A 20,432-nucleotide genomic window follows, 5' to 3' on the forward strand; every position below is an offset into this window, starting at 1 on the left:
GCCCCGGGCAGGCACGGACGCCGCCCGCGGCATCCCTTCCCCCTTCCCCGCGAAAGGAGCCGCGCCATGCCGCTCGCCGGCGCCCCGCCCACCGGATCGGTGATGATGGTCCACCACGTCACCGGCACCTACTTCATGTGCAACGACTTCCACGACAACGTCGGCAACCACGTCCAGACCTGGGCCCAGGACCCCTTCGCCGACGCCACCAGCCACCGCTGGACGCTGCACCGCAACGCCGACGGCACCGTCGTCATCCGCTCCGCAGCCCACGGCCGGGCTCTGTCCGCCGGCGCCAACCCCGCCGACGTGGTGACCCTCAAGGAGGGCAACGACAGCCTGCACCAGAACTGGCGCTTCGAGCCCGTCGACGTCAGCACCGACGGCTACGTCATCGCCTCGGTCGTCCACCCCTCCTACGCCCTGTCCATCGCCTCCCATCTGCAGGCCAACGACCAGCTCCTCGGCCTGACCCGCATGTGGGGCGGCGCGAACCTCGCCCAGGTGTGGAAGGTCTTCCCCCACGGCGCCTGACCTCTCACCCCGACTCACCCCGGCGCCCTGCCCGGCCGCGAGCCTGCGGCAGGGCGTCACCACGTCCTCCCTGCCTGTGCATCGGGCTGCAGAGTCCGGTCCTGGCGCCGGGCCGTCCTTCGGGAACGGAGTCCGAGCAGGGCGTCGATCACCAGGAAGAGCACCAGCGAGACCCCCATCAGGGGCACGAAGATCCCGGCGGCGGCGGTGAGCACGCCCAGCGGCGTCAGCACGGTCCAGTGCACCTGCCGCCAGCCGCCCCGAGGGTACGGCTGGCCGTAGCCACGGGTGGGCCGCCGTAGCCACCACATGCGGTAGCCGAGCACGATGAGAGCGATCAGGGCGATGGCCAGCGCGGCCAGCAGGATCTGGTTGGCCGGGCCGGACAGCAGCCCCATGTGCCCGTCGACGCCCCACCGGAGGAGTTTCGCGGCGAGAGGGTATTCGGCGAAACGCAGCTCGCCGGTCACCTGGCCGGTGGCGGCGTCGACGGCGACCTGGTCCAGCCGGGTGGGCGCGGTCTTGTCGATCTCCCTGACGAGGTAGGGGCGCCCGGGTCGCCGGGCCAGACGATCTCCAGCGGACCGGACAGGCCCTTGTCCGCGGCGGCCTGGGCGATGCGGTCCACGCCGACGTCGGCCGTGGCGGCACGGTGCCCTCCCGCGCCCGCGTGCGCGGCGTGGCCGCCGCCCTGGGGGCTGATCGACGGAGCGGTCGTCCAGCCGAGCGTCACACTCAGGCCGGTGACGGACAGGAACAGCAGGCCCGGCACCGCCCACAGGCCGACCGAGCCGTGCCAGGACACGTGCGGCGCCCTCCGCGGGCGGCACGGCCGGGGAGCAGGAGCCGGCGCTTCTCACGGCGGCGCCGGGTGACCCACAGCGCCAGAGCGCCGAGCGCGACCACCCACAGCCAGCCGGCGGCCAGCTCGCTGTAGATCCCTCCGGGCTCGCCGAGGTGCAGGTCGCGGTGGAGGTTGGAGATCCAGGCCCGTACGGGCAGCGCTCCCACGTCGCCGTAGCTCTCCAGCTGGCCGTGTACCCGGCCGGTGTGGGGATCGACGAAGACGGCCAGCCGCGTGTTCTCGGGCAGCCCGGGCCGGTCCATCAGCACCTGGGTGGTGTGGCCGGGCTCGGCGGCGGGGCGTACCGCCGTGATCGTGCCCTGGGGCTGCGCCGCCCGGGCGGCCTCGATCTGCCGGCTCAGGGGGAGGGTGGCAGGGCCGGCGGGTGCGGTGAGCTCGTGCCGGTAGACGACCTGCTCGATCTGGAAGGAAGCGGCGTACAGCAGGCCGGTGCCGGCGGCGACGAGCAGGAAGGGGGCGACGAGGATGCCCGCGTAGAAGTGCAGCCGCAGCACCAGGGGGCGCAAAGCGGCCCAGACCGCCGGGCGTCCGGGGAGTGTCCCGGGGGCTTGCCCGGCAGCGCTGCTGCGGTCGGCGGTAGAGGTCATCGGGTGTTTCTCCACTCAGGGGCGGGCGGACCGCGTCAGGGGTGCTCCCGCCGCGGCCGTATGGTCAGCAGGACGCAGGGGACGGGGCCGGAGGCATGCCGGACCGCGGGCTGATGGGCCGGGGCCGGGATACGGGCCGGGCTGTTTCGTGGCCTGGGCTCCTGCGGGCCCCGCCGTCGGCGTACGAGTCCTTGAACGTGGTCAGGCGGCGATGGAGGTGCGTCTGAGGCTGATCATGAAGAACCCCAGCGGGTAAGGCACGGCCCCGCCGACTTCGAGGATCTGCACGATGGGGGAGTGCGGACCGGTGACGAAGAGCGTCAGTCCTCCGGTCGTGTAGACGATGGCCCCCGTCCCGATCAGCAGGCCGGGCCACCTCGCGCCCTGCCTCACCAGGAGGCGCCTCAGCAACGCGCATCCCAGGGGGAACAGCAGTAGCGCCGGCAGTACGACAGCGGCCACGCCGGTGTTCAGGTCGGCGGGAGTGTGCACGATGTCGGGGGCGTAGTGGGCCACCACGGGGTTGCGCGAGCCGTCGATGACGATGAGGGCGAACCAGAGAAGATGACCGATCATGGCTGTGAGCACGGCCGGAATCGCCTTCCGGCCGAGCCGTTGGAAGCTCGGCCCCGTCGACGCGCTGACCATGTCGCCGGTGCCGGGGAAACGACCGATGACCCTCCGGGAGTTCATCGAGCGGGCACGCGAGGACTTAAGGGGGGACGGGCCGCAGGGGTCCGGACCCGGCCCGGCGCGGATCACGGCGCCGTAAGGGCCGGCGCCGGTCGGTGCGCCGAGCCGGAGACGGATCCGGGGTTCCCGCCTGGGACGTCCAGGACCGAAGGCTGAACCGCTGGATGCGAGTGCAGGCGAGCGGGCTGGAGCGGTAGGCGCGACGTAAGGGCGCGGTCTGCCGCAGGGAAGCCCGGTGTCCACGACCTTGCCGCGTTCGGCCGGCGTGTCCGATGCTCAGGACGGGCTCGACGAGCTCCCGCTGCGCATCGGACGGGGTCGGGGGTCTCTGCTCGGCCGTGTACTGCCGGCGCATCTCGGATCGCCCGCACCGGACGACCCCCAATGGGGGTTTTGAACCTCGGTGCTCAGGATTGAGATCTGATCCCCACGCGGCAGCAGGGTGCGAAAGACGGTCGGCGACCGTCCTGCGTGCGGGAGTGCACGAGAAAGATCGCGCACCGCACCGCATCGACACGGCCTACGACCGTCCCGCCTGCCTCACTCCTCAGGAGCCCGACGGATGACACAGGTTCGGCCGGCAGATCACATCGGTATGTGCTGGTCGTGCCCGAGGAGACGCTGACCATCGCGGTCACGGGTGACCCCGAAGGGCTGCGCCCCGGCTCGGGAAGCGGGCTGGCCGTCTCGGCCTGTCTCTGCCCGGCGGGCGGCGGGGACCCGACGCCATACCGCGACGACGGCCAATGCGACCAGCGTGGTGACCAGGAGGGTCACAGGAAGCCAGCGACCAGGTCGGCGAACTCCTCGCAGGTGACGATCCGTACACCCAGGCCTTCGGCCTTGGCCCGCTTGGATCCGGCCTTCTCCCCGGCGACCAGCAGCGATGTCTTCGCCGACACGCTGGAGGAGGCCTTGCCGCCGGCGCGCTCGATCAGCTCGTTGACCTGGTTGCGCGACAGCGCCTCCAGCGGGCCGGTCATCGCACCGGTGGCCACCACCGCCATGCCGGCCAGCGGCAACCCGGCCGCCGGAGCCTCTCCGGTGCCCTCCCCGCCGGCTGCCGGGTCCGCGGGCGCCGCGACGGCGCCGGGCTCGGTCATGCTGACGCCCGCCGCGATCAGCTTGCCGATCAGCGGCCGCAGCTCGGCCAGTTCCTCGAGCATGAGTTTGGCCTTCTCGACGCCCATGCCGTCGACGGCCTGGACGGCGTCGGCGTCGGCATCCAGGATGGCCTCCATGCTGCCGAAGTGGCGGGCGATCCGGCGGCTCATGGACCGGCCGGTCCCGCGCACGCCCAGGGCGCAGAACACCCGGTTCAGCGGGCGGGTCTTGGCCGTCTCGATCGCGGCCAGCAGCTTGTCGGCGCTGGTGGCGCCCATGCGCTCGAGGGTGAGGAGCTGCTCGCGGGTGACGGTGAACAGGTCGGCGAAGTCGGTGATGAACCCCGCATCCAGCAACTGCTGGATGCGGGAGGCGGCTAGGGTCTCGATGTCGAGCTGGTCGCGGCCGGCGGCGTAGGTGATGGAGGCCAGCGCGCGGCAGGCCCGGCCGCGCACGCACCGCCACCGCTCCTGGCTGCTGTCGATCGCATCCCCGCAGTTCGGGCAGACCTGCGGGAAAGCGATCGGCTGCTCGGTGCCGGTGCGCAGGTGCACGAGCGGTGCCTGTACGCGCGGGATGATGTCCCCCGCCTTGTACACGGTCACGGAGTCGCCCAGCATCAGGCCCCGCCGGGTGATGTCGGCGGCGTTGTGCAAGGTGGCGTAGGTGACGACGCTGCCGTCGATCTCGACGGGCTTCAGCTCGGCGCGCGGGGCGATGATGCCGGTGCGGCCGACGTTCCACTCCACGGCGATCAGCTTGGTGATCTTCTCGACGGCAGGGAGTTTGTAGGCGATCGCCCAGCGCGGCGCCCGGGAGCCGAACCCGGCCTGGTTCTGGTCGTCGGCCAGGTCGGCCTTGACGACGATGCCGTCGATGCCGAACGGCAGTGTGGTGCGTGCCTCGGCGATCTGCTCGATACGGGCCTGGACCTCCTGCACCGTGGTGGCGACGATGCCGGCGACCGGCGTGGCCGCAGTGGTGGCCACGCCCCAGGCGGCGACCTGCTCCATGATCTGGCTGTGCGGCAGGGTGCGCAGCCGCTCCGCCAGGTCGGAGGCGTCACCGGGCGGCAGCGGCAGCGCGCCGTAGCCGAAGAACGTCAGCTCGCACACATACGGCCGGTCCTGGGCGCGCAGGGTCCCGGCGGCGGCGCTGCGCGGGTTGGCGAACGTGGTGCCGTCGTGGGCGGTGCGTTTGGCGCAGGCGGCCTCGAACTGCTCGGCCGTCATCATGACCTCGCCGCGGATCTCCACGGTGACCGGCTCGGCGAGCCGCTCGGGCAGGCCGACGATCGTGCCGATGGCGTGGCTGACGTCCTCGCCGGCGCTGCCGTCGCCACGGGTGACGAGCCGGGTCAGGCGGCCGCGCCGGTAGCGGGCGGAGATGGCCAGGCCATCGAGCTTGGGCTCCACGCTCCACACCGTGACGGGTCGGCCCAGGCGGCGCTCCAGCCCGGCCGTCCACCGCTTCAGGCCGTCGGGGTCGAAGACGTTGTCCAGGCTGAGCATGGGCGCCGTGTGCGGAACGTCGCCGCTCACCGCGCCGCCGGCCACCTTTCCGGTGGGGGAGTCGGGCAGCACCTGCTCGGGGTGGTCTGCCTCGTAGGCTTCGATGCCGCGGACCAGCCGGTCGTAGGCGTCATCGTCCAGTGGGGAGGTGCCGGGCCCGTAGTAGGCGGCCGCGGCGTCGACGGCCAGCTGCACGGCCGCGGCGTAGGCGGCCTGGTCGGCGAGAGCGGTGAGGGCAGGAGCGGCAGGGGCGTCGTTCATGGGTTCATCTTGGCGATTAAGGGTGACATTTCCTGAACTGGGCTGCTACGCCGCCTGCCGATGACTCCCGGCGCGGCCACCGCGCAGGAATCGGCCCAGCAGCCACGGCAGCGCCTGGCGGCTCCAACGCCGGGTGCACAGCAGGAACGCGGCATAGCGCACCGCTACCGTCGCAGTCGCAAGGCCGAACGCCAGCCCGGCCACGAGGTTGCCGGCGAGTCCGGCCGCCAGGCCGACGACGACCCCGGAGGCGATACGGCGCCAGCTGGCGCGCGTGCTCAGCACGGGCATGCGCAGGCGCCGCGGCTCCGGCCACGCCCTCGCCGCCACGGTGAGACCCGCTTGACGGGCCGGGGCGCGGCGCAGGGCGAAGGTGACGTTGATCGGTGTGGGATGGCTGCCCAGCAGCCGGTAGCGCTCCTCCTGCTCGGTCGTCAGAACGGCTATGGCCAGGGCGGGCACGGCGAGGCGGTCACATATCCGTTCAGGCCCTCGAAGACGGGGTGGGCACTCAGCGTCTGAGCCTGTTCTCTCGATCACGGAGGTCTGGATTCAGATGCCACATAAAAATCTACATTGTAAAGGGTGCTCTCTATTTCAAAATCAATAACCACCGAAGAAAAAACAACAACGAAGGGAAAGCCGTCGCTGCCCCGGCTGACCGGGTCGGTGCACTTCAGGACCCGAGGACGTCCTCGAAGTGGCCGGGGACGGAGCTCGGCAGAGTTTCCAGTGCGGCGTGGTAGCGCGCAGTCTCGGTCCCCCAGGTGTGGTAGCCGCGCATCCACGCGGTCATGATCTCGATGTAGGCGTCGACGGCGGTGTGATGCGCTTCGGTGAGGCCCACACCGTGGCACATGGCCGGCACCGTGCCGACGAGCTGCTGGAAGCGGGTGACGTGCCGGTGGACCTCGTCGCGGGCTGCGGCCATCGCCTCCTGCGGTCGTCCTGCGCGTCGGCTGGCCCATACTCTGGCGCACTTCGGAGCGGGCCGCACCGGTTGTTCGAGTGCGACCCGCTCCTTCTCTCGGTCAGTGCCGGCCCGGCCTTCGGCCGCCCTGCGCGGGCCGCCTGGTGAGCGTGCATATGAACCCGCTCATGTGAACCGGCTCAGGGGGCTAGCGGCAGCGCCATGCGTAGGGGAGCCGCGGGTGCCCGTCAGCGGCGATCCGGTAGCCGCCCACCGTGCCGTCGTCGCCGAGCTTCACGGGGAAGTCCGTCCTGAGGTCGCCGAAGGTGGAGACCCAGGCGCCCTGAGACCAGACTCCGTACCCGGTGCCCGCGCTGTCGTCGCCGCCGTGGGCCTCGTCGATCCGCCCGATGATCAGACCGTCCCGGTTGATGGTGAACAGTGGGTTGCCGTTGCTGATGTGGTGGCTGGAGTTGGGCAGGACGTGTCCGGTGCCCTGCTGGTCCCAGTAGAGGCCTACCGGCGTGCCGTCGGCGTAGGTGCCGTAGCCGACGGCACGCCCGTTGGACAGGTCGACGCCCTGCGGGTACTGCACTCCCGGTGGTATCTCCAGTGGCGTGACGACGCCGTCCCGCCAGATCGCGACGTCGTACTGCGTCGTTTCGACCAGCATCGAACCGTCTTCGTCGACGGCGATCGGGCGGGTGTAGGGGTAGCCGGGGGTGAGGCCGGGCAGCACGACCACGGTGCCCGGCCGGTCCGCGGGCCAGCGCACGGCGGTGTTGTTGGCGCCGCTCTTCCAGACGTACCCCGTCACGTCGCCGGCGTCGTTGACCGCGACCGCTCCGGCCATGGAGTAGCCGGAGGGGATGGGGAGCACCTCCAGCCTGCCGCCGGTGCTCCGGAAGGCCCTGCTGGCCGAGGAGCCGAACGCGCTGAACGCCGCGGTCCCGACGACCGTGCCGGATCGGCTCTCGTCGTTGACCTTGGAGTGGTAGATGCTTTCGATTCGGCCGTAGTCGGTGTACTTGCCGTCCTTCCAGGCGACGACGTGGTTCGTGACGCCGTTCGCCCGGGCGACGCCGGCGAAGCCGCCGGCTCCGTCGGTCGCCGTCACCTCGCCGGTCTCCCCGGCGGGCACGCTCAGGGCGCTGCTCCGCCAGGTGCAGGTGGGGGTGCCGACTCCGGCCGTACCCGTTTGCGGTGAGGCCGCCGAAGCCGCCGTCGCCGGGGTGAGCACGGCCGTGACGAGCATGGCGCAGGCCAGTGATCTGTGTCGCATCGCGTTCCTTCTCATCGTGTGGCGGGTGGTCGCACCATGCCGCTTCCGCCGGTCGCGGCCAGGGGAGGGGGTGCGGTCGTGCCGGGTGCGTGGATCCTCGGGAGGAGGGGGCGGGCCTGCGGTTCTCCCCGTGCGGCTTCCGGGCTGACGCTCGCCATGCTCACAGCCGGGTTTGCGGCGGTGGATCCCTGGATCACCCCGCATCCCGTACTGCGGGTCCGGCCGTCGTCCGTTCGCACGCGTCCGCTCGGATTCACCGGTTCACCGGCCGCAGCGCCAGATCGTCGGCTGGGACCTGGCGGTGGCCGGGTTGAACCGGTAGCCGCCGATCGTGCCGTCGTTTCCGATGACGGTCACGCTGCTGTCGGCGTTTCCGAGGACGGAGTCGAACGTCTGGAGCCGCCAGATGCCGGCGAGGTAGTCGTTGTTCTTGTCCGGGTCGAGGGCGGCGCCGATCAGGCCGTCCCGGTTGATGCCGGACACGGAGGCGGTGCCGGGCAGGATGTGGACGCTTCCGTCCTGGTCCCACAGCACGCCGTCGGTCGAGGTCTTGCCTGTGGCGTCCGGGCGGGTGGTCTCACCGATCACTCTTCCGTTGGAGATGGCGCGCACGGTGGTGCGTGTCGCTCCCGGGATCTTGGCCAGGTGGGTCGTCGCACCGTCGCGCCACAGTCCTACCGCGTAGGTCCCCTGGTTGCCGTTGAAGTTGAGCAGCATCGTGCCGTCGTCGTCGACGTCCGCGACGACGGCGTCCTTGGGGAGGTCGGGCATCATCTCGAACTCGGTGGGCCGGTCGGCGGGCCAGCGTACGTGGCGGGTCTGCCAGACGCCGTCGAAGGTGCCCCACATCCAGCCGGTGATGTCGCCGTTGTCCTTGATGGCGTAGGCGGAGGAGACGTATACGGTCGCCGGCTTGGGCAGGGGTGCCTTCTTGCCGTTGCGGGTGCTCCAGGCGTGGCCGGCGGGCGGAGCGTAGGCGATGGGGCTGTAGCCGATGATGGTCCCGGTGGAGTTCTGGTCCATCACCTGGTCGTTGGGGCCTCCGGTTCCGTAGTCGGTGACCGTCCCGTCCTTCCACGACAGCACCCGGCGTTTGCCGTCGGCGCCCCACGCCGTGCCGGAGTATCCGCCCTGGTGGTCCGTGGCCGAGACCCGGCCGGATGTGGTGCCGGAGGGCAGGGGCAGTGTGCTCGCCTGCCATGTGCACGCGGTGGCGGCCGCCGGAGTGGCCGCTGCGGCGGGGGTGTGCAGGATGCCGGACAGCAGCACTGCGAAGAGCGCCGTCCTTCCTGGAACTCTGGGTCTCATGGTGATCCTTCCTGCGTCGTGATGGGCGCGGACACGCCCCTTGTCACTTTGGGCGCGTGCCGTCCTTTCCTCGACCCCGGTGACACCCCTGGAGGAGGAGGGAGCGAGCAGGCCTGGTGAGCGAGACGGTCAACTGCTTCGTTGCCATCAGCGTCGAGATCGACAGCGAACCGGCCGAGTTCGACGCCGCCGGGGACGACGGGGCCCCGGGCTCGGGCACGGAAGGCGATCTGCTCACCAGCTGATTGCGGCCGCGACCGGCAAGTGGTCGCTGCCGGTGGCCGGCAGCACCCACGAGCGGTCCGGCTCCACGCCGCGGACCAGGATGTGGTCGAACCGCACCACCGGGAAAGGCTCGGGCCAGCTGAAGCCGAAGCCGTCTCCGGCCGCGTCCTGAGCCGAGCGCAGCTGCGAGGTGAGGCCGGCGAGGGCACGGTCGTCCATGGTGCCGTTCAGGTCGCCGAGCAGCACCACCCGTTTGTTCTGCTCGGCGGCGAGGGCCTTGCCGAGCGCCTGCACGCCTATGTTCCGCGAGGCCGTCCAGAAGCCCGCTCTGGGATTCACCCGTACGGACCCCAGGTGGGCCACGTACACCGTTAGCGGTCCGTGGCCCGTGGTCACTGTGGCGCGCAGTGCCCGGTTGGATGTCGCCTTCTCGTCGGCAGGTACGGTGTCCGCCAGCGTCCCGTGGTTCATGATGTCGATCGGCCGGACATCGGACAGCGGCAGTTTGCTCCACAGTCCGACCGTGCCCCGCACTGCGCGGTAGGGGTAGGTGGTCGCCAGTTCCTTCTCGTAGGTTCCCGTGGCGTGCGGGGTCAGTTCCTCCAGCGCCAGCAGGTCCGCTCCGGAGGTGCGCAGGGTGCGGGCGGTGCCGGCCGGATCGGGGTTGCCGGCGCCGACATTGTGGCTGGCCACGGTGAGGTCGCCGCCCGGGTGGGACTTGTCGCCGAGCAGCCCGCCGAAGAGGTTCAGCCACGCCATGACCGGCAGCAGCAGTGCGGCCGCGGCCGGTGCGCTGCGGCGGCGCAGCGCACCGGCCAGCAGTATCGGGACTCCCAGGCCGGACCACGGCAGGAAGGTCTCCACCAGGCTGCCGAGGTTCCCGATCCGGTTCGGGATCTTCGCGTGCAGCAGCATGGACAGGCCCAGGAGCAGTGCCGACGCGGTGAGCGCCGGGCCGCGTTTGCCGGGTTCCGGCCAGGAGCCGATGCGGATGGCCCGGCGGATGCCCGCGCGCCGGGCACCGGACCCGATGTCCCGACGGCCGTCGTCCTGTCCGGTCTCCGCCGTGTCCGTCTCCGTCATCCCTTGTCCTCGCTCGCCGCCGCGCGCCGTCGCATCCGTCGGTGCCGGGGCGGGACGGTGCGCGGCTCGTTCCTGACCGGCCATGATGGGTGCCGGATGTGCGCGCGTCGTCCGCCGCATGTCACCGTTTGTCGACGGCGGAGTGTCATGCCGAGCCGCTTGCGTCTGTTCTGCCGGCGTGACCTTTGGTTCGCGTGTTGCTCGATCCCCGGGTCTCCGCTGTGCGGCGCTTCGGGTTCGGTTTGTGCGGGTCAGGGCGCGGTGCGGAACCGTTCGGCGTGCTCCCGCGCCCACTGGGCGAAGGTGCGCGCGGGCGTGCCGGTGATGTCTTCGACGGTGGGCAGCACCACACCGCTGGCCTCGGGCGGGTTCGTGGCCAGTTGGATTCCGAATTCCACGTACTCCTCGTCGTATCCGTAGCCGCGCAGCCGGGCGCGCTCCGCGTCCTTGCTCAGGTGCACGAAGGCGATGTCCTGCCCGGTGGCCTCGGCGATGGTCCGGGCGCGTTGCGCCGGGGTGAGGGCTTCGGGTCCGGTGATCGGGTAGCTCCGGCCCTCGTGTCCTTCGTGGGTGAGCGCGGTGGCGGCCACGGCGGCGATGTCGGCTTCGTGCACCACCGCGCTGGGGAAGGTTGCGAGCATGGAGACGGTGCCCTGGGAGCGGATCTCATCGGCCCATTCGAGGGCGTTGCACATGAATTCCGCCGGTTGCAGCAAGGTCCAGCGGATCGCACTGGATTCCAGTGCGCTTTCGATGCTGGTGGGCGACCAGCCGCCGAGGACCGTGGCCCGGGTGATGCCGTGGCGTGCGGCGAGGTCGATGATCTCGGGACCGTTGGTCAGGTCGTGGTCGCCGCCGAAGGTGATCAGGTGGATCGCGTCGATCCCGTCGAAGGCTGCTTTGAGCGTGGTGGGATCGGTGAGGTCGCCGGCCACCACCTCGGCACCGGTCGGTAGGCCGGCTTCGGCGGGGGTGCGGGAGAGTGCGCGGACGTCGTGTCCGGCTTCGTGGAGTTGCGCGACGAGGTGCCGCCCGACCTGGCCGGTCGCTCCGGTGACGAGGATGTGCATGTTCGTGGGTCCTTTCGTGGGGGTGCGGTGTACGCTCCGGTCCCGCTTCGGTGACGGTTCTCATCATCACCGGGCTTGTGGCCGCTATATGTCCACAAGTGCGGCTTAGTGTGGGCTCATGTCGACCGGTACCCGCGTCCTCGAGCTCCTCGGCCTGCTGCAGAATCGGCGCCACTGGCCCGGCCACGAGCTCGCGCGCCGCCTCGGCATCAGCCGGCGCACGCTCCGCCGTGACATCGGCAGCCTCCAGGAGCTCGGGTATCCGATCACCGCCGCACGGGGCACCGGCGGCGGCTATCAGCTCAGTCCCGGCGCCTCGCTCCCGCCCCTGGTGCTCAGCGAGGACGAGGCCGCCGCCATCGTCCTGGGGCTGCAGGAGATCACCGCCGGTCCCTTCCCGGGGTCGGCCGACGCCGCGCTGAGCGCCATGGCCAAGATCGTCCAGGTGCTTCCCGTGCGGATCCGGCGCCGCATCGACAGCCTCCGCGCCGTCGCCCTCCCGGCGCGGCCCCCCGAGGCACGCGTGGGCATCACCGATGTCGCCTCGTTGACGACCCTCGCCCTGGCCTGCCGCGACACTGAGACGGTCGAGTTCGCTTACCGCGCCCTTACCGGTCAGGTCGCGGCAAGGACAGTGCACCCGCACCACATCGTCCGCGTCGGGAACGGTCTGTATCTCATCGCCTGGGATCTCGACCGGGCCGACTGGCGCACCTTCCGTGCGGACCGCATCGGTGGTGCGAGCCGCACCGGCGCGACGTTCGCCCCCCGCCCCCTGCCCGCTGACGATCCCGTGGAGTACGTGCGCGCCCGGCTCAGGGCGGTGCCCGCCAGGTATCCCGTCCGGGCCACGGTCGGGGCCCCCGCCGAACGGGTGCGGGAGGAGATCGCGCACTACGGGACGGTGGAGCCCGTCGACGAAACCTCGTGCCGGGTGGAGATCGCCGCCGACTCCCTGGACTGGGCTGCCTTCTGCATCGGAGCGCTCAACGCTCCCGTCGTGGTGCACGGCCCACCGGAAGCCGTCGTCCATATGCGCGCCTGGGGACGACGCCTCACCGCCGGCACCCAGGAGCCGCCGTGACCCGCGTAACGGTCTTCAGGGGCGCAGAAGCGGGTGGTGCCGGTCCCGGAGCAGCGGGCCCGGGCGTCGCCGGGCCGTCAGGGGGTGGGCGGCGGTCCGGCCGGGCCACTGCCGCGCAGCTCCGCTGCGACGGCTCTTTCCCGCAGGCCGGCCGCCTCGGAGCGTGCCGCCTGCAGCTGTTCCCTCAGGTCGGCGGCCCTGGCCTGCTCCAGCAGCAGTGCGGTGCGGGCGTCGTCGCGTTCGGCCCGCATAGACTCGGTCTGCTGCCGTAGTCGTCCGGCCTGGTCCTCGGCTTCGGCGACTTGGTCGGCGGCCCGCCGTTCGGCCTCGGCCACTCGTTGTGCCGCGGCGGTCTCGGTGGCGGCGGCGCGTTCCTGCGCCTGGACCTGCAGCGCCAGCGCCTCGGCTCTTCGGGTCTCGGCCCGTGCCCGTGCCCGGGACTGCTCTTCGGCGCGGGCCAGTGCCCGGTCCCGTTCGGCCGCTGAGGCCTCGGCGTGCACCGCGGCGGCGGCGGCGGATCGCTCTGCCTCGATTCTGGCCTGGTGTGCCTGTTCTGCTTCGGTCCGCGCCTCGTCGCGCTCGGCCAGTGCCTCGGCCGTGCGCCGGCGGTCCTGTGCGGCCTGTGCCAGGGCCTGGTCGCGTTCTGCTCCGGCGGCCTCCACGCGTTCGGCCATCTCCCGTACCGCCGCGTCCCGGGCCGCCTCCGCCTGCTCGGCGCGGCGGCGCGCCTGGGCTTCGGCGTTCCTGGCCAGGCGTTCGGTGGCCGCGGCCTCCCGGAGCGCGGCCAGTGCCTGCTCGCGGGCCGTCTCGGCGTCCCGCAGCGCGGTGTCGCGCTCGGCCAGTGCCTCGGCCGTGCGCTCGGCCATGGTGTCGCGCTCGCGGCGGGCGTGCTCGGCCGCCTCCCGGGCCAGCCGTACCTGCTCGAAGGCCTGTTCCCGCTCGGTGCGTGCGATGGCGACCCTGGTGTGGGCCTCGGCTTGGATCGCGCTCACCCGGGCCTCCACCCCTGCGGGGCTCAGTTCCTCGGCCAGGACCTGGGCCAGGGGGGCGATCGCGGCGGTCATCCCTTTCTCCATGCGTTCGTAGAACTCTTCTGCTCTGGCCAGGGCGCCTTCCAGGCCGGGGGTGGCGCGGCGCAGCTCGCGCTCCCGTTTGGCGGCGGCCTGGCAGTCGCCCTGGAGGCAGTACAGGCGGGGTCGTCCTCGGCCGGGGTGCTGCTGCACAGGCGTCCCGCAGTGCTTGCACGGCCGGGGCGTGGTCGTCTCCTGTGTCATGTGCCGAGCCTAGCATTTTTTGTTTTCTAGAAAATATAAATAAATAAATCTGGTCTGTTGCGCGATGAGAGCTGTTCACCAACTACCGGGAATGAAGATTCCCGCAAGTTGGGGCGAGGGATCCGAGGGAGGAGCGGATCAGGATCGCGGTCGTCCGGCTCCACCCCGACGGCAGTCCCGACGGTAGCTACTCGACGATCATCGACCCGGGGACGGGTCCGGGACCGACACACATCCACGGTCTCGCCGCCGGAGACCTGGCAGGAGCCCCGCGTTTCGGTGAGATCGCCAGCGATGTGGCGGCCCTGCTCGATGGTGCGGTCATCATCGCGCACAACGCCCGCTATGACACCGAACTGCTCAGCGCCGGGTTCGCGCCCGACGATCTCCTCTGTCTGTGCACGCTGACTTCGCCCCGGCGGTTCGGCCGACCAACGGTCTCCCACCGGCTGGCCGAGTGCGCTGCGGCCTACGGCTTCGTGCGGAGTGGCGTGCAATCACCGGAGCAGTCCGAGCCGTCACCGGCCGTGGGAGCAGGCCGGCGGCGCCGAATGCCGGGCCGTCGCACTGCTGCGGACGAAAGATCAGCGATGCGAGTGCGCCGGGGCACCCGATATCGGTCGATCAGAATATGGATTCCGGACCGCCTATTCAGGGAGTGTCGCGATCGGTGGACTCCGTCTCCGAGCAAGGCGCCTGATCCGAAGGCTGACACGAACATCTTTTGACAGTTGACGCTAACGGAAGGCGGAGCGTACTCTCTGTATGTGGTCGCCCACTGTTCCGGAAGTGCCCATGTTGTTTGCGTATTATAAATGGATCCCCTGCAGGACCGCCGGGTCAAGAACTCGCGGACAATGACGACCGCCTTTAAGACGGAGATCTGTACGACTCTCCCCGAAGGCTGACCACGTTATTCAAGCAGGGCCGGTGTAGCGCGCACCCGCCGATCGATCGCTATCGGAGAAATGCCGGATTGTGAAACCTTACGCATGTCTGTGACACGAAGGAGACTGGCCGGAGCTGCGATGACTCGGCGAGCCCGCCGCCGAAGAAAGCATCTCGGGCGCCGATGAACATCGTCCGGAATAATCATCTGAGTTATTTATTCAATTCACCGGGACCCTGCGGGCCGCGCAGGCGAATGAAGGGCGCGCCGGATGGGCCGATTCCTCCTGCCGCTCCGATCATCCGGACGGGACGGCAGGGAACGGGATAATCCATCCATCTGCACTTAATCCGAAGACCGCCGATCTCTTTGCTTTTCCTCTGACGGCCGAGAGAAACCCGTTCCGGTGAGGCCTTTATTTGCTCTGCATATCGTCGGATAGCCCCTGATCGAATGCTGGAAATCGACAATCCCCGAACGCGGAAAGGTGACGTCCATGTCCGATGACCACATGACCTCCTTGAACGAGGCGATCGAGACCACTGTCGCTCCCCAGGCGGCGGAGACGGACAGGGCCGGCGCGTTCCCCCGCTCCAGCATCGACGCACTCGCCAAGGGCGGGCTGCTCGGCCTGATCAGCGCGGCCGAGATGGGCGGGCGCGGCGAAGGGCTCCCCGCGGCGGCACGGGTGATCGAGCGACTGAGCGGTGCCTGCGGCTCCACCGCGATGGTCGTGCTCATGCACTACGCCGCCACCGCATTGATCGAGGCGCACGGTGACGAGCGCGTCCGCCGGGAGATCGCCCGGGACGAGCACCTGACGACCCTCGCCTTCTCCGAAGCCGGTTCTCGCAGCCACTTCTGGGCGCCTCTCGGTACGGCGACGGCCGACGGCGACCGGGTACGGCTGGACGCGCGCAAGAGCTGGATCACCGCGGCGGGGGAGGCCGACAGCTACGTGTGGTCGAGCCGCCCCCTGGAGGCGGAGGGGCCGATGAGCATCTGGTTCGTCTCCAGCAGGTCGCCGGGTCTGGACATCAGCGGGTCGTTCGACGGGTTCGGTCTGCGGGGGAACGCCTCCAAACCGGTGACGGGCCGCTCCGTCACGGTCGATCGCTCGGCCCTGCTCGGAGGCGACGGAGCCGGCCTCGAGATCGCGCTGCAGACCGCCCTGCCGTACTTCCTGGTGCTGAACGCCTCCTTCTCGCTCGGCCTCATGGAGGCGCTGGTCGCCAAGGCGCATGACCACCTCCTCCACTCCCGGCTCGATCACCTGGGCCAGAGCCTGGCCGACCAGCCGTTGCAGCGTGCGAGGTTCGCGGAGCTGAGCATCCGCACCGACATGGTGCGGGCGTTCATCGACGACACCCTCGCCGCTCTGGGAAGCGGGCGCGAGGACGCGACCCTGCGCGTCCTGCAGGTCAAGGCCGTGGCGGCGGAAGCGGCCGCGGAGGTCGCCGACGGCGTGATGCGGCTGTGCGGGGGATCGGCCTTCCGGAAGGAGACGGGCGTGGAGCGGCTGTTCCGCGATGCGCTGGCCGCCCGGGTGATGGCTCCGACGACCGAAGCGCTGCACGACTTCGTCGGCCGGGCGACGCTCGGCATGCCCCTCTTCTAGGAAAGGACCCCCACGATGACATTGGTGATGGGCGCCGTCGCCTACGACCCCAAGGTGGTCACCATCTGGGGAGGCTTCCGGGCTTGGCTGATCGAGCACGGGCTTCCCTTCGACTTCGTCCTCTACTCGCACTACGAGCGGCAGGTCGAAGACCTCGTCGCAGGTCGCATCGACGCGGCCTGGAACTCGCCGCTGGCATGGATCCGGGCGCGCCGCCTCGCCGAGGCGGCCGACCGCCGGCTGACGCCCCTCGTCATGCGCGACACCGATCGGGACCTCACCTCCGTGATCGTGGTGCGCAGCGACTCGCCGTACAAGGACGTCGCGGACCTGAAAGGAGAGACCGTCGCGGTCGGCGCGGTGGACTCCCCGCAGGCCACGCTCATCCCGTCCTCGTTCCTGGCCGGACGCGGCCTGCGGCCGGGGGCCGAGGTCGCGATCCGCCGCTTCGACGTGGGCGTGGGCCTGCACGGTGACCACATCGGGGGTGAGCGCGACGCCGCGCGGGCTCTCATGGCGGGCGAGGTGGCCGCGGCGTGCATGATCGACGCCAATCACCTGCTGTTCGGGCGCGAGGGCACGCTGGCGGCCGGGAGCACCCGGGTGCTGGCCCAGACGGCGCCCTTCGACCACTGCAACATGAGCGTGGGCGACACCGTGCCGGAGGAGGTGATGCGCAGGTTCGGCGACCTGCTCCTGTCCATGTCGTACGCGGATCCGCAGGTGCGGCCGCTGTTCGACCTCGAGGGCCTGACCGTGTGGCAGCCCGGCCGGACCAGCGGGTACGCCGCACTGGAGACCGCCGTCGACGAGAGCGGTTTCTACGACGGGCAGGGTGCGGTCACGGCGGCCGGGTACGCGCCATGACGCCGCACTTCCTGGACCTCGGCGACCTCGGTTTCGAGCGCGGCGCCCACCTGCTCGTCCAGCGGGCCCTGGGTGAACTGCGGCCGGGGACCGAACTGGCGGTCACCGGCCGCGATCCCGCGCTCCTGGTCCATCTCGATGCCTGGTGCCGTAAGCAGGGGCACCAGGTACGGCGCGCCGGCGACACCGACGACGACGTCCGCGCGTGGGTCACGCGGGGCCGGACCGATCTCGACCGCTGGGCGCGCGCGGAACGAGCCGGAGGCCCTGATCCCGGAGGCATCGTCGCCAAGCCTGAGCTGCACTGGGGGCTGGCGGCGCGGGGAGCGCTCGTCGAGCCGGGCGGACCGAAGATCAACGCTGATCTCGTCGACCGCGACTTCGTGTGGGCCGACATCGCGCCGAGCCTGTACGCGCACGCGGCCGCGGCGCAGTGGGACCCGGCGAAGGCGGTGCACTGGGATGCCGAATTCAGCGTCCCCGCGGAGATCGAACAAGCGGTCGTGCAGGTCATGACCTTCCTCGTGGAGAACGAGCAGGCGGCGCTGGTGATCCCCGCCCGGCTTCTGGCCCGTGTCCATCCGCACTTCAGGGAGGTCCTGCAGCTCCTGGCGGTCCAGGCGGCGGACGAGGCCAGGCACGTGGAGGTCTTCACCCGAAGGGCGCTGCTCACGGGAGGGGAGATGGGCACCTCCTCGGTGAGCGGCCGCGAGTCGCTCACGACCCTGCTCACCGAGCCGGACTTCTCGCTCGCGTCGTTCCTGCTGTCCGTCCTGGGGGAAGGCAGCTTCCTCAACCTGCTGACCTTCCTGGACAGGCACGCCCCCGATCCGGTGACACGCCAGGTGGTCAAGCTCGCCCGGCAGGACGAGGCGCGCCACGTCGCGTTCGGAGTCGCCCATCTGCAGCACCAGTCCACGGTCGACTCCTCGCTTCGGGGCCGGCTCCGCAACGCGGTGGAGCACCGGCATCAGGCGTTGATCGCGAGTTCCGGTCTGAACCAGGACGTGTTCGACGCGTTGGTCGTCCTGGCCGCGGGCGAGTGGACGCCCCAGGGCATAGAGCGCGGGTACGCGGCCGTGCAGGAGTTGCAGGCGGAGATGGACGAAGGACGGCAGCATCGGCTCGTCCGTCTCGGCTTCCCGCACGACGAGGCGGCTGAACTGTCAGCTCTGCACACGCGCAACTTCATGTGAGAACGGACGCGGCGCCTCTTCGCCCCAGGCGCCGCGTCCGTTCACCCTGCCGGGCGCGATGGCGCCGGGGGCGTAGGGATCGCCGGCCTTCCCGGCCTTCGCGTCTTCCCGGTCCGCAGGGCCGGTCGATCCGGCGGCGAAGCGGCCGGACCCGGATATCGCCATCCCGCCTCCTCCTGCCCCGCACGCGTGTGAGACTGTGCCGGCAGCGGCACCTGCGCCGTATCCGCCGACCGGGTGATGTCGTCCCGGGTGCTCTGCGGAAGAGTCCAGGACCGCCGCGACGGCCCTGGAACCCCCTCGGACGCCGGGGATCTGCTCCTACCGGCTCCGGTCAGGTGTTTCGGCGAATCACGCACGGCGTATGCGGCCGGACCACATTGCCGGGGCGAGGTGTCGAATCCAGGCTGCCGCCGTTCGTCTAAGGGGTAGGAGGTGGTACACGTGAAGTACGTGTTGATGTTCATAGAGACGGAGCAGTACAGGAAGGACTGGGAGGCCAAGGACCAGGCCGAGCGCGATGCGGCGTTCGAGAAGGTCGGCCGCTGGTTCGCCGAGCACGCCACCAGCATCACGCACAGCACCCAGCTGTACCCCGCGACGGCCGCGACCACGGTGCGGCTGGACGACGGCCGCGACCCGATCATCACGGACGGCCCCTTCGTCGAGGGCAAGGAGGTCGTCAGCGGCTACGTCGAGGTGGAGCTCGGTGATCTGGACGAGGCGCTGCGGGTGGCACGGTCCTGGCCGGCCTGCCCGGTCGTGGAGGTGCGCCCGGCGCTATGACCGCCGACGCTGCACATGACGTGCTGGCCCGCGTGGTGCGTGAGCATGCGGGCCGGCTCTCCGCGTCCCTGATGTCCCTGCTCGATGACTTCTCCGCGGCGGAGGACCTGGTCCAGGACGCGGTCGAGGCGGCACTGCGGCGCTGGCCGGCCGAAGGCGTACCCGAGCGGCCGGATGCGTGGCTGTTCACCGTGGCCCGGAGACGCGGGCTGGACGTGCTGCGCCGGGAGGCGACCTACCGGGACAAGCTCGCCCAGCTGCACTGGCCGCGCCGGCCGGTTGCGGACGACCGGCTGAAGCTGCTCTTCACCTGCTGTCATCCCGCTCTGTCCCGGCAGGCGCAGATCGCTCTCACCTTGCGGGTGGTGTGCGGCCTGACCACGGCCCAGATCGCCGCGGCCTTCCTGGAGCCGGAGGCGACGGTGGCCCAGCGGCTGACCCGGGCGAAGAGAAAGATCACCGATGCGGGGATCCCGTACCGCATTCCCGCCGAGGAGGAGCTTCCCGAACGCCTCGGCGAAGTCCTGGCCGCCGTCTACCTGATGTTCAACGAGGGTTACCTGTCCAACGGCGGCGAGCGGTCGCACTCGCGCAGCCTGGCCGATGACGCCGAATGGCTCGCGGCGCTGCTGGCCGGGCTGATGCCGCGTGAACCCGAGGCCGCCGGCCTGCTGGCCTTGATCCGGCTGCACCGGGCCCGGGCCGCCGCGCGGTTCGACGCCGCGGGCCGGCTGGTGCTCCTGCAGGACCAGGATCGATCGCTGTGGGACCGGGAGGCGATCGCGGATGCGACCGCCCTGCTCACCAGGGCGGCCCGGTGCCATCGGCGTCCGGGTCCCTACCAGCTCCAGGCCGCGATCGTCGCCTGTCACGCCGAGGCCGGCCGGTGGGAGGAGACCGACTGGCCGCAGATCGTCGTCCTGTACGACATGCTGCTCCACCTGACCCCTTCGCCGGTGACGCGGCTGCATCGGGCCGTCGCCGTACGGTACGCCCAAGGGCCGGGTGCGGCGATGAAGGAGCTGGAGAACCTGGGCAGGGAACTCGATCGCTATCCGCTCTACCACGCCGCCCTCGCCGACCTGCTGCGTGCGCTCGGCCGGCTGCAGGAGGCGCAGGCCGCCGACCGGCGCGCGCTGGAGATGACGACCAACCCCGCCCAGCAGGCACTGCTGAGCGAACGGCTCGGCTGGATGTAGGAGCGGCCGGACCTTGTGTTCCGGCACGCCGTCCACCACGATGTCAGGTGCCGTACCGTCGCGGGTCCCTTCGCCGCGAGGAAGGC

At 70.7% G+C, this 20,432-nt stretch carries 18 protein-coding genes and 1 pseudogene; 8 read left to right on the top strand and 11 right to left on the bottom strand.

The genetic code is table 11. The annotated features are described in order from the left end of the window. Positions 1-66 precede the first annotated feature (66 nt). Complete coding sequence (locus tag IEZ07_RS19390; RefSeq protein WP_191896028.1) at positions 67-534, top strand: RICIN domain-containing protein; 468 nt, start codon at positions 67-69, stop codon at positions 532-534. 56 nt (positions 535-590) lie between these two features. Here IEZ07_RS19390 and IEZ07_RS36455 read toward each other — a convergent pair whose 3' ends face one another. The 8 genes and pseudogenes from IEZ07_RS36455 to IEZ07_RS19425 all read right to left on the bottom strand — a co-directional run bounded on the left by IEZ07_RS36455 (position 591) and on the right by IEZ07_RS19425 (position 9,055). Then, positions 591-1,004, bottom strand: coding sequence for a PepSY domain-containing protein (locus IEZ07_RS36455; protein ID WP_465264378.1), 414 nt, complete (start codon positions 1,002-1,004; stop codon positions 591-593). After that, positions 1,001-1,986 (bottom strand): annotated as a pseudogene (locus IEZ07_RS35785) (PepSY-associated TM helix domain-containing protein). Before IEZ07_RS35785 ends, IEZ07_RS36455 begins: the two are co-directional and overlap by 4 nt. Before the next feature lie 201 nt (positions 1,987-2,187). Next, positions 2,188-2,562, bottom strand: a complete 375-nt coding sequence (locus tag IEZ07_RS19400; RefSeq protein WP_191896029.1) for a hypothetical protein — start codon at positions 2,560-2,562, stop codon at positions 2,188-2,190. Between the two features lie 890 nt (positions 2,563-3,452). Further along, positions 3,453-5,555, bottom strand: a complete 2,103-nt coding sequence (ligA, locus tag IEZ07_RS19405) for an NAD-dependent DNA ligase LigA (RefSeq protein ID WP_191896030.1) — start codon at positions 5,553-5,555, stop codon at positions 3,453-3,455. A gap of 45 nt (positions 5,556-5,600) precedes the next feature. Then, positions 5,601-6,017 carry a hypothetical protein gene (locus tag IEZ07_RS19410; protein WP_191896031.1) on the bottom strand — a complete coding sequence of 139 codons (417 nt, stop codon included), beginning with the start codon at positions 6,015-6,017 and terminating at the stop codon, positions 5,601-5,603. 214 nt (positions 6,018-6,231) lie between these two features. Further along, complete coding sequence (locus IEZ07_RS19415; protein WP_191896032.1) at positions 6,232-6,486, bottom strand: hypothetical protein; 255 nt, start codon at positions 6,484-6,486, stop codon at positions 6,232-6,234. A gap of 187 nt (positions 6,487-6,673) precedes the next feature. Then, complete coding sequence (locus tag IEZ07_RS19420) at positions 6,674-7,747, bottom strand: hypothetical protein (protein ID WP_191896033.1); 1,074 nt, start codon at positions 7,745-7,747, stop codon at positions 6,674-6,676. 261 nt (positions 7,748-8,008) lie between these two features. Next, a complete protein-coding gene (locus IEZ07_RS19425) occupies positions 8,009-9,055 on the bottom strand; it encodes a hypothetical protein (protein ID WP_191896034.1) in 1,047 nt (348 codons plus the stop codon). A gap of 116 nt (positions 9,056-9,171) precedes the next feature. Between IEZ07_RS19425 and IEZ07_RS35790 the strand changes: the two genes are divergently transcribed. Further along, positions 9,172-9,300, top strand: coding sequence for a hypothetical protein (locus IEZ07_RS35790; protein WP_275413848.1), 129 nt, complete (start codon positions 9,172-9,174; stop codon positions 9,298-9,300). Here the strand turns inward: IEZ07_RS35790 and IEZ07_RS19430 are convergent. Together IEZ07_RS19430 and IEZ07_RS19435 are read right to left on the bottom strand one after the other, a co-directional pair. Further along, on the bottom strand, positions 9,290-10,363 hold the full coding sequence (locus IEZ07_RS19430; RefSeq protein ID WP_191896035.1) for an endonuclease/exonuclease/phosphatase family protein: 1,074 nt from the start codon (positions 10,361-10,363) through the stop codon (positions 9,290-9,292). The two genes, IEZ07_RS35790 and IEZ07_RS19430, sit on opposite strands and share 11 nt — an antisense overlap. A gap of 251 nt (positions 10,364-10,614) precedes the next feature. After that, on the bottom strand, positions 10,615-11,433 hold the full coding sequence (locus IEZ07_RS19435) for an SDR family oxidoreductase (RefSeq protein WP_191896036.1): 819 nt from the start codon (positions 11,431-11,433) through the stop codon (positions 10,615-10,617). 118 nt (positions 11,434-11,551) lie between these two features. On the opposite strand from IEZ07_RS19435, the gene IEZ07_RS19440 reads away from it, so the two are divergent. Next, complete coding sequence (locus IEZ07_RS19440) at positions 11,552-12,517, top strand: helix-turn-helix transcriptional regulator (RefSeq protein ID WP_191896037.1); 966 nt, start codon at positions 11,552-11,554, stop codon at positions 12,515-12,517. A 77-nt stretch (positions 12,518-12,594) separates the two neighbouring features. Here the strand turns inward: IEZ07_RS19440 and IEZ07_RS19445 are convergent, their stop codons facing one another. Next, the gene (locus tag IEZ07_RS19445; protein WP_191896038.1) at positions 12,595-13,791 is read right to left on the bottom strand and encodes a coiled-coil domain-containing protein; all 1,197 of its coding nucleotides are present in this window, start codon (positions 13,789-13,791) and stop codon (positions 12,595-12,597) included. Between the two features lie 1,385 nt (positions 13,792-15,176). Here IEZ07_RS19445 and IEZ07_RS19455 point away from each other — a divergent pair. From IEZ07_RS19455 to IEZ07_RS19475, 5 genes are all read left to right on the top strand, one after another. Continuing rightward, a complete protein-coding gene (locus IEZ07_RS19455; RefSeq protein WP_191896039.1) occupies positions 15,177-16,298 on the top strand; it encodes an acyl-CoA dehydrogenase family protein in 1,122 nt (373 codons plus the stop codon). A gap of 15 nt (positions 16,299-16,313) precedes the next feature. Next, positions 16,314-17,165, top strand: a complete 852-nt coding sequence (locus IEZ07_RS19460) for a phosphate/phosphite/phosphonate ABC transporter substrate-binding protein (RefSeq protein ID WP_191896040.1) — start codon at positions 16,314-16,316, stop codon at positions 17,163-17,165. Beyond that, positions 17,162-18,361, top strand: coding sequence for a sulfurtransferase TusA family protein (locus IEZ07_RS19465; protein WP_191896041.1), 1,200 nt, complete (start codon positions 17,162-17,164; stop codon positions 18,359-18,361). Before IEZ07_RS19460 ends, IEZ07_RS19465 begins: the two co-directional genes overlap by 4 nt. A 444-nt stretch (positions 18,362-18,805) precedes the next feature. Then, positions 18,806-19,147, top strand: coding sequence for a YciI family protein (locus IEZ07_RS19470; protein WP_191896042.1), 342 nt, complete (start codon positions 18,806-18,808; stop codon positions 19,145-19,147). After that, the gene (locus IEZ07_RS19475; RefSeq protein ID WP_191896043.1) at positions 19,144-20,346 is read left to right on the top strand and encodes an RNA polymerase sigma factor; all 1,203 of its coding nucleotides are present in this window, start codon (positions 19,144-19,146) and stop codon (positions 20,344-20,346) included. The genes IEZ07_RS19470 and IEZ07_RS19475 overlap by 4 nt, the downstream gene beginning before the upstream one ends. Positions 20,347-20,432 lie beyond the last annotated feature (86 nt).

The sequence above is a fragment of the Planomonospora parontospora genome (genome assembly GCA_014647935.1).
GTDB lineage: Bacteria > Actinomycetota > Actinomycetes > Streptosporangiales > Streptosporangiaceae > Planomonospora > Planomonospora parontospora.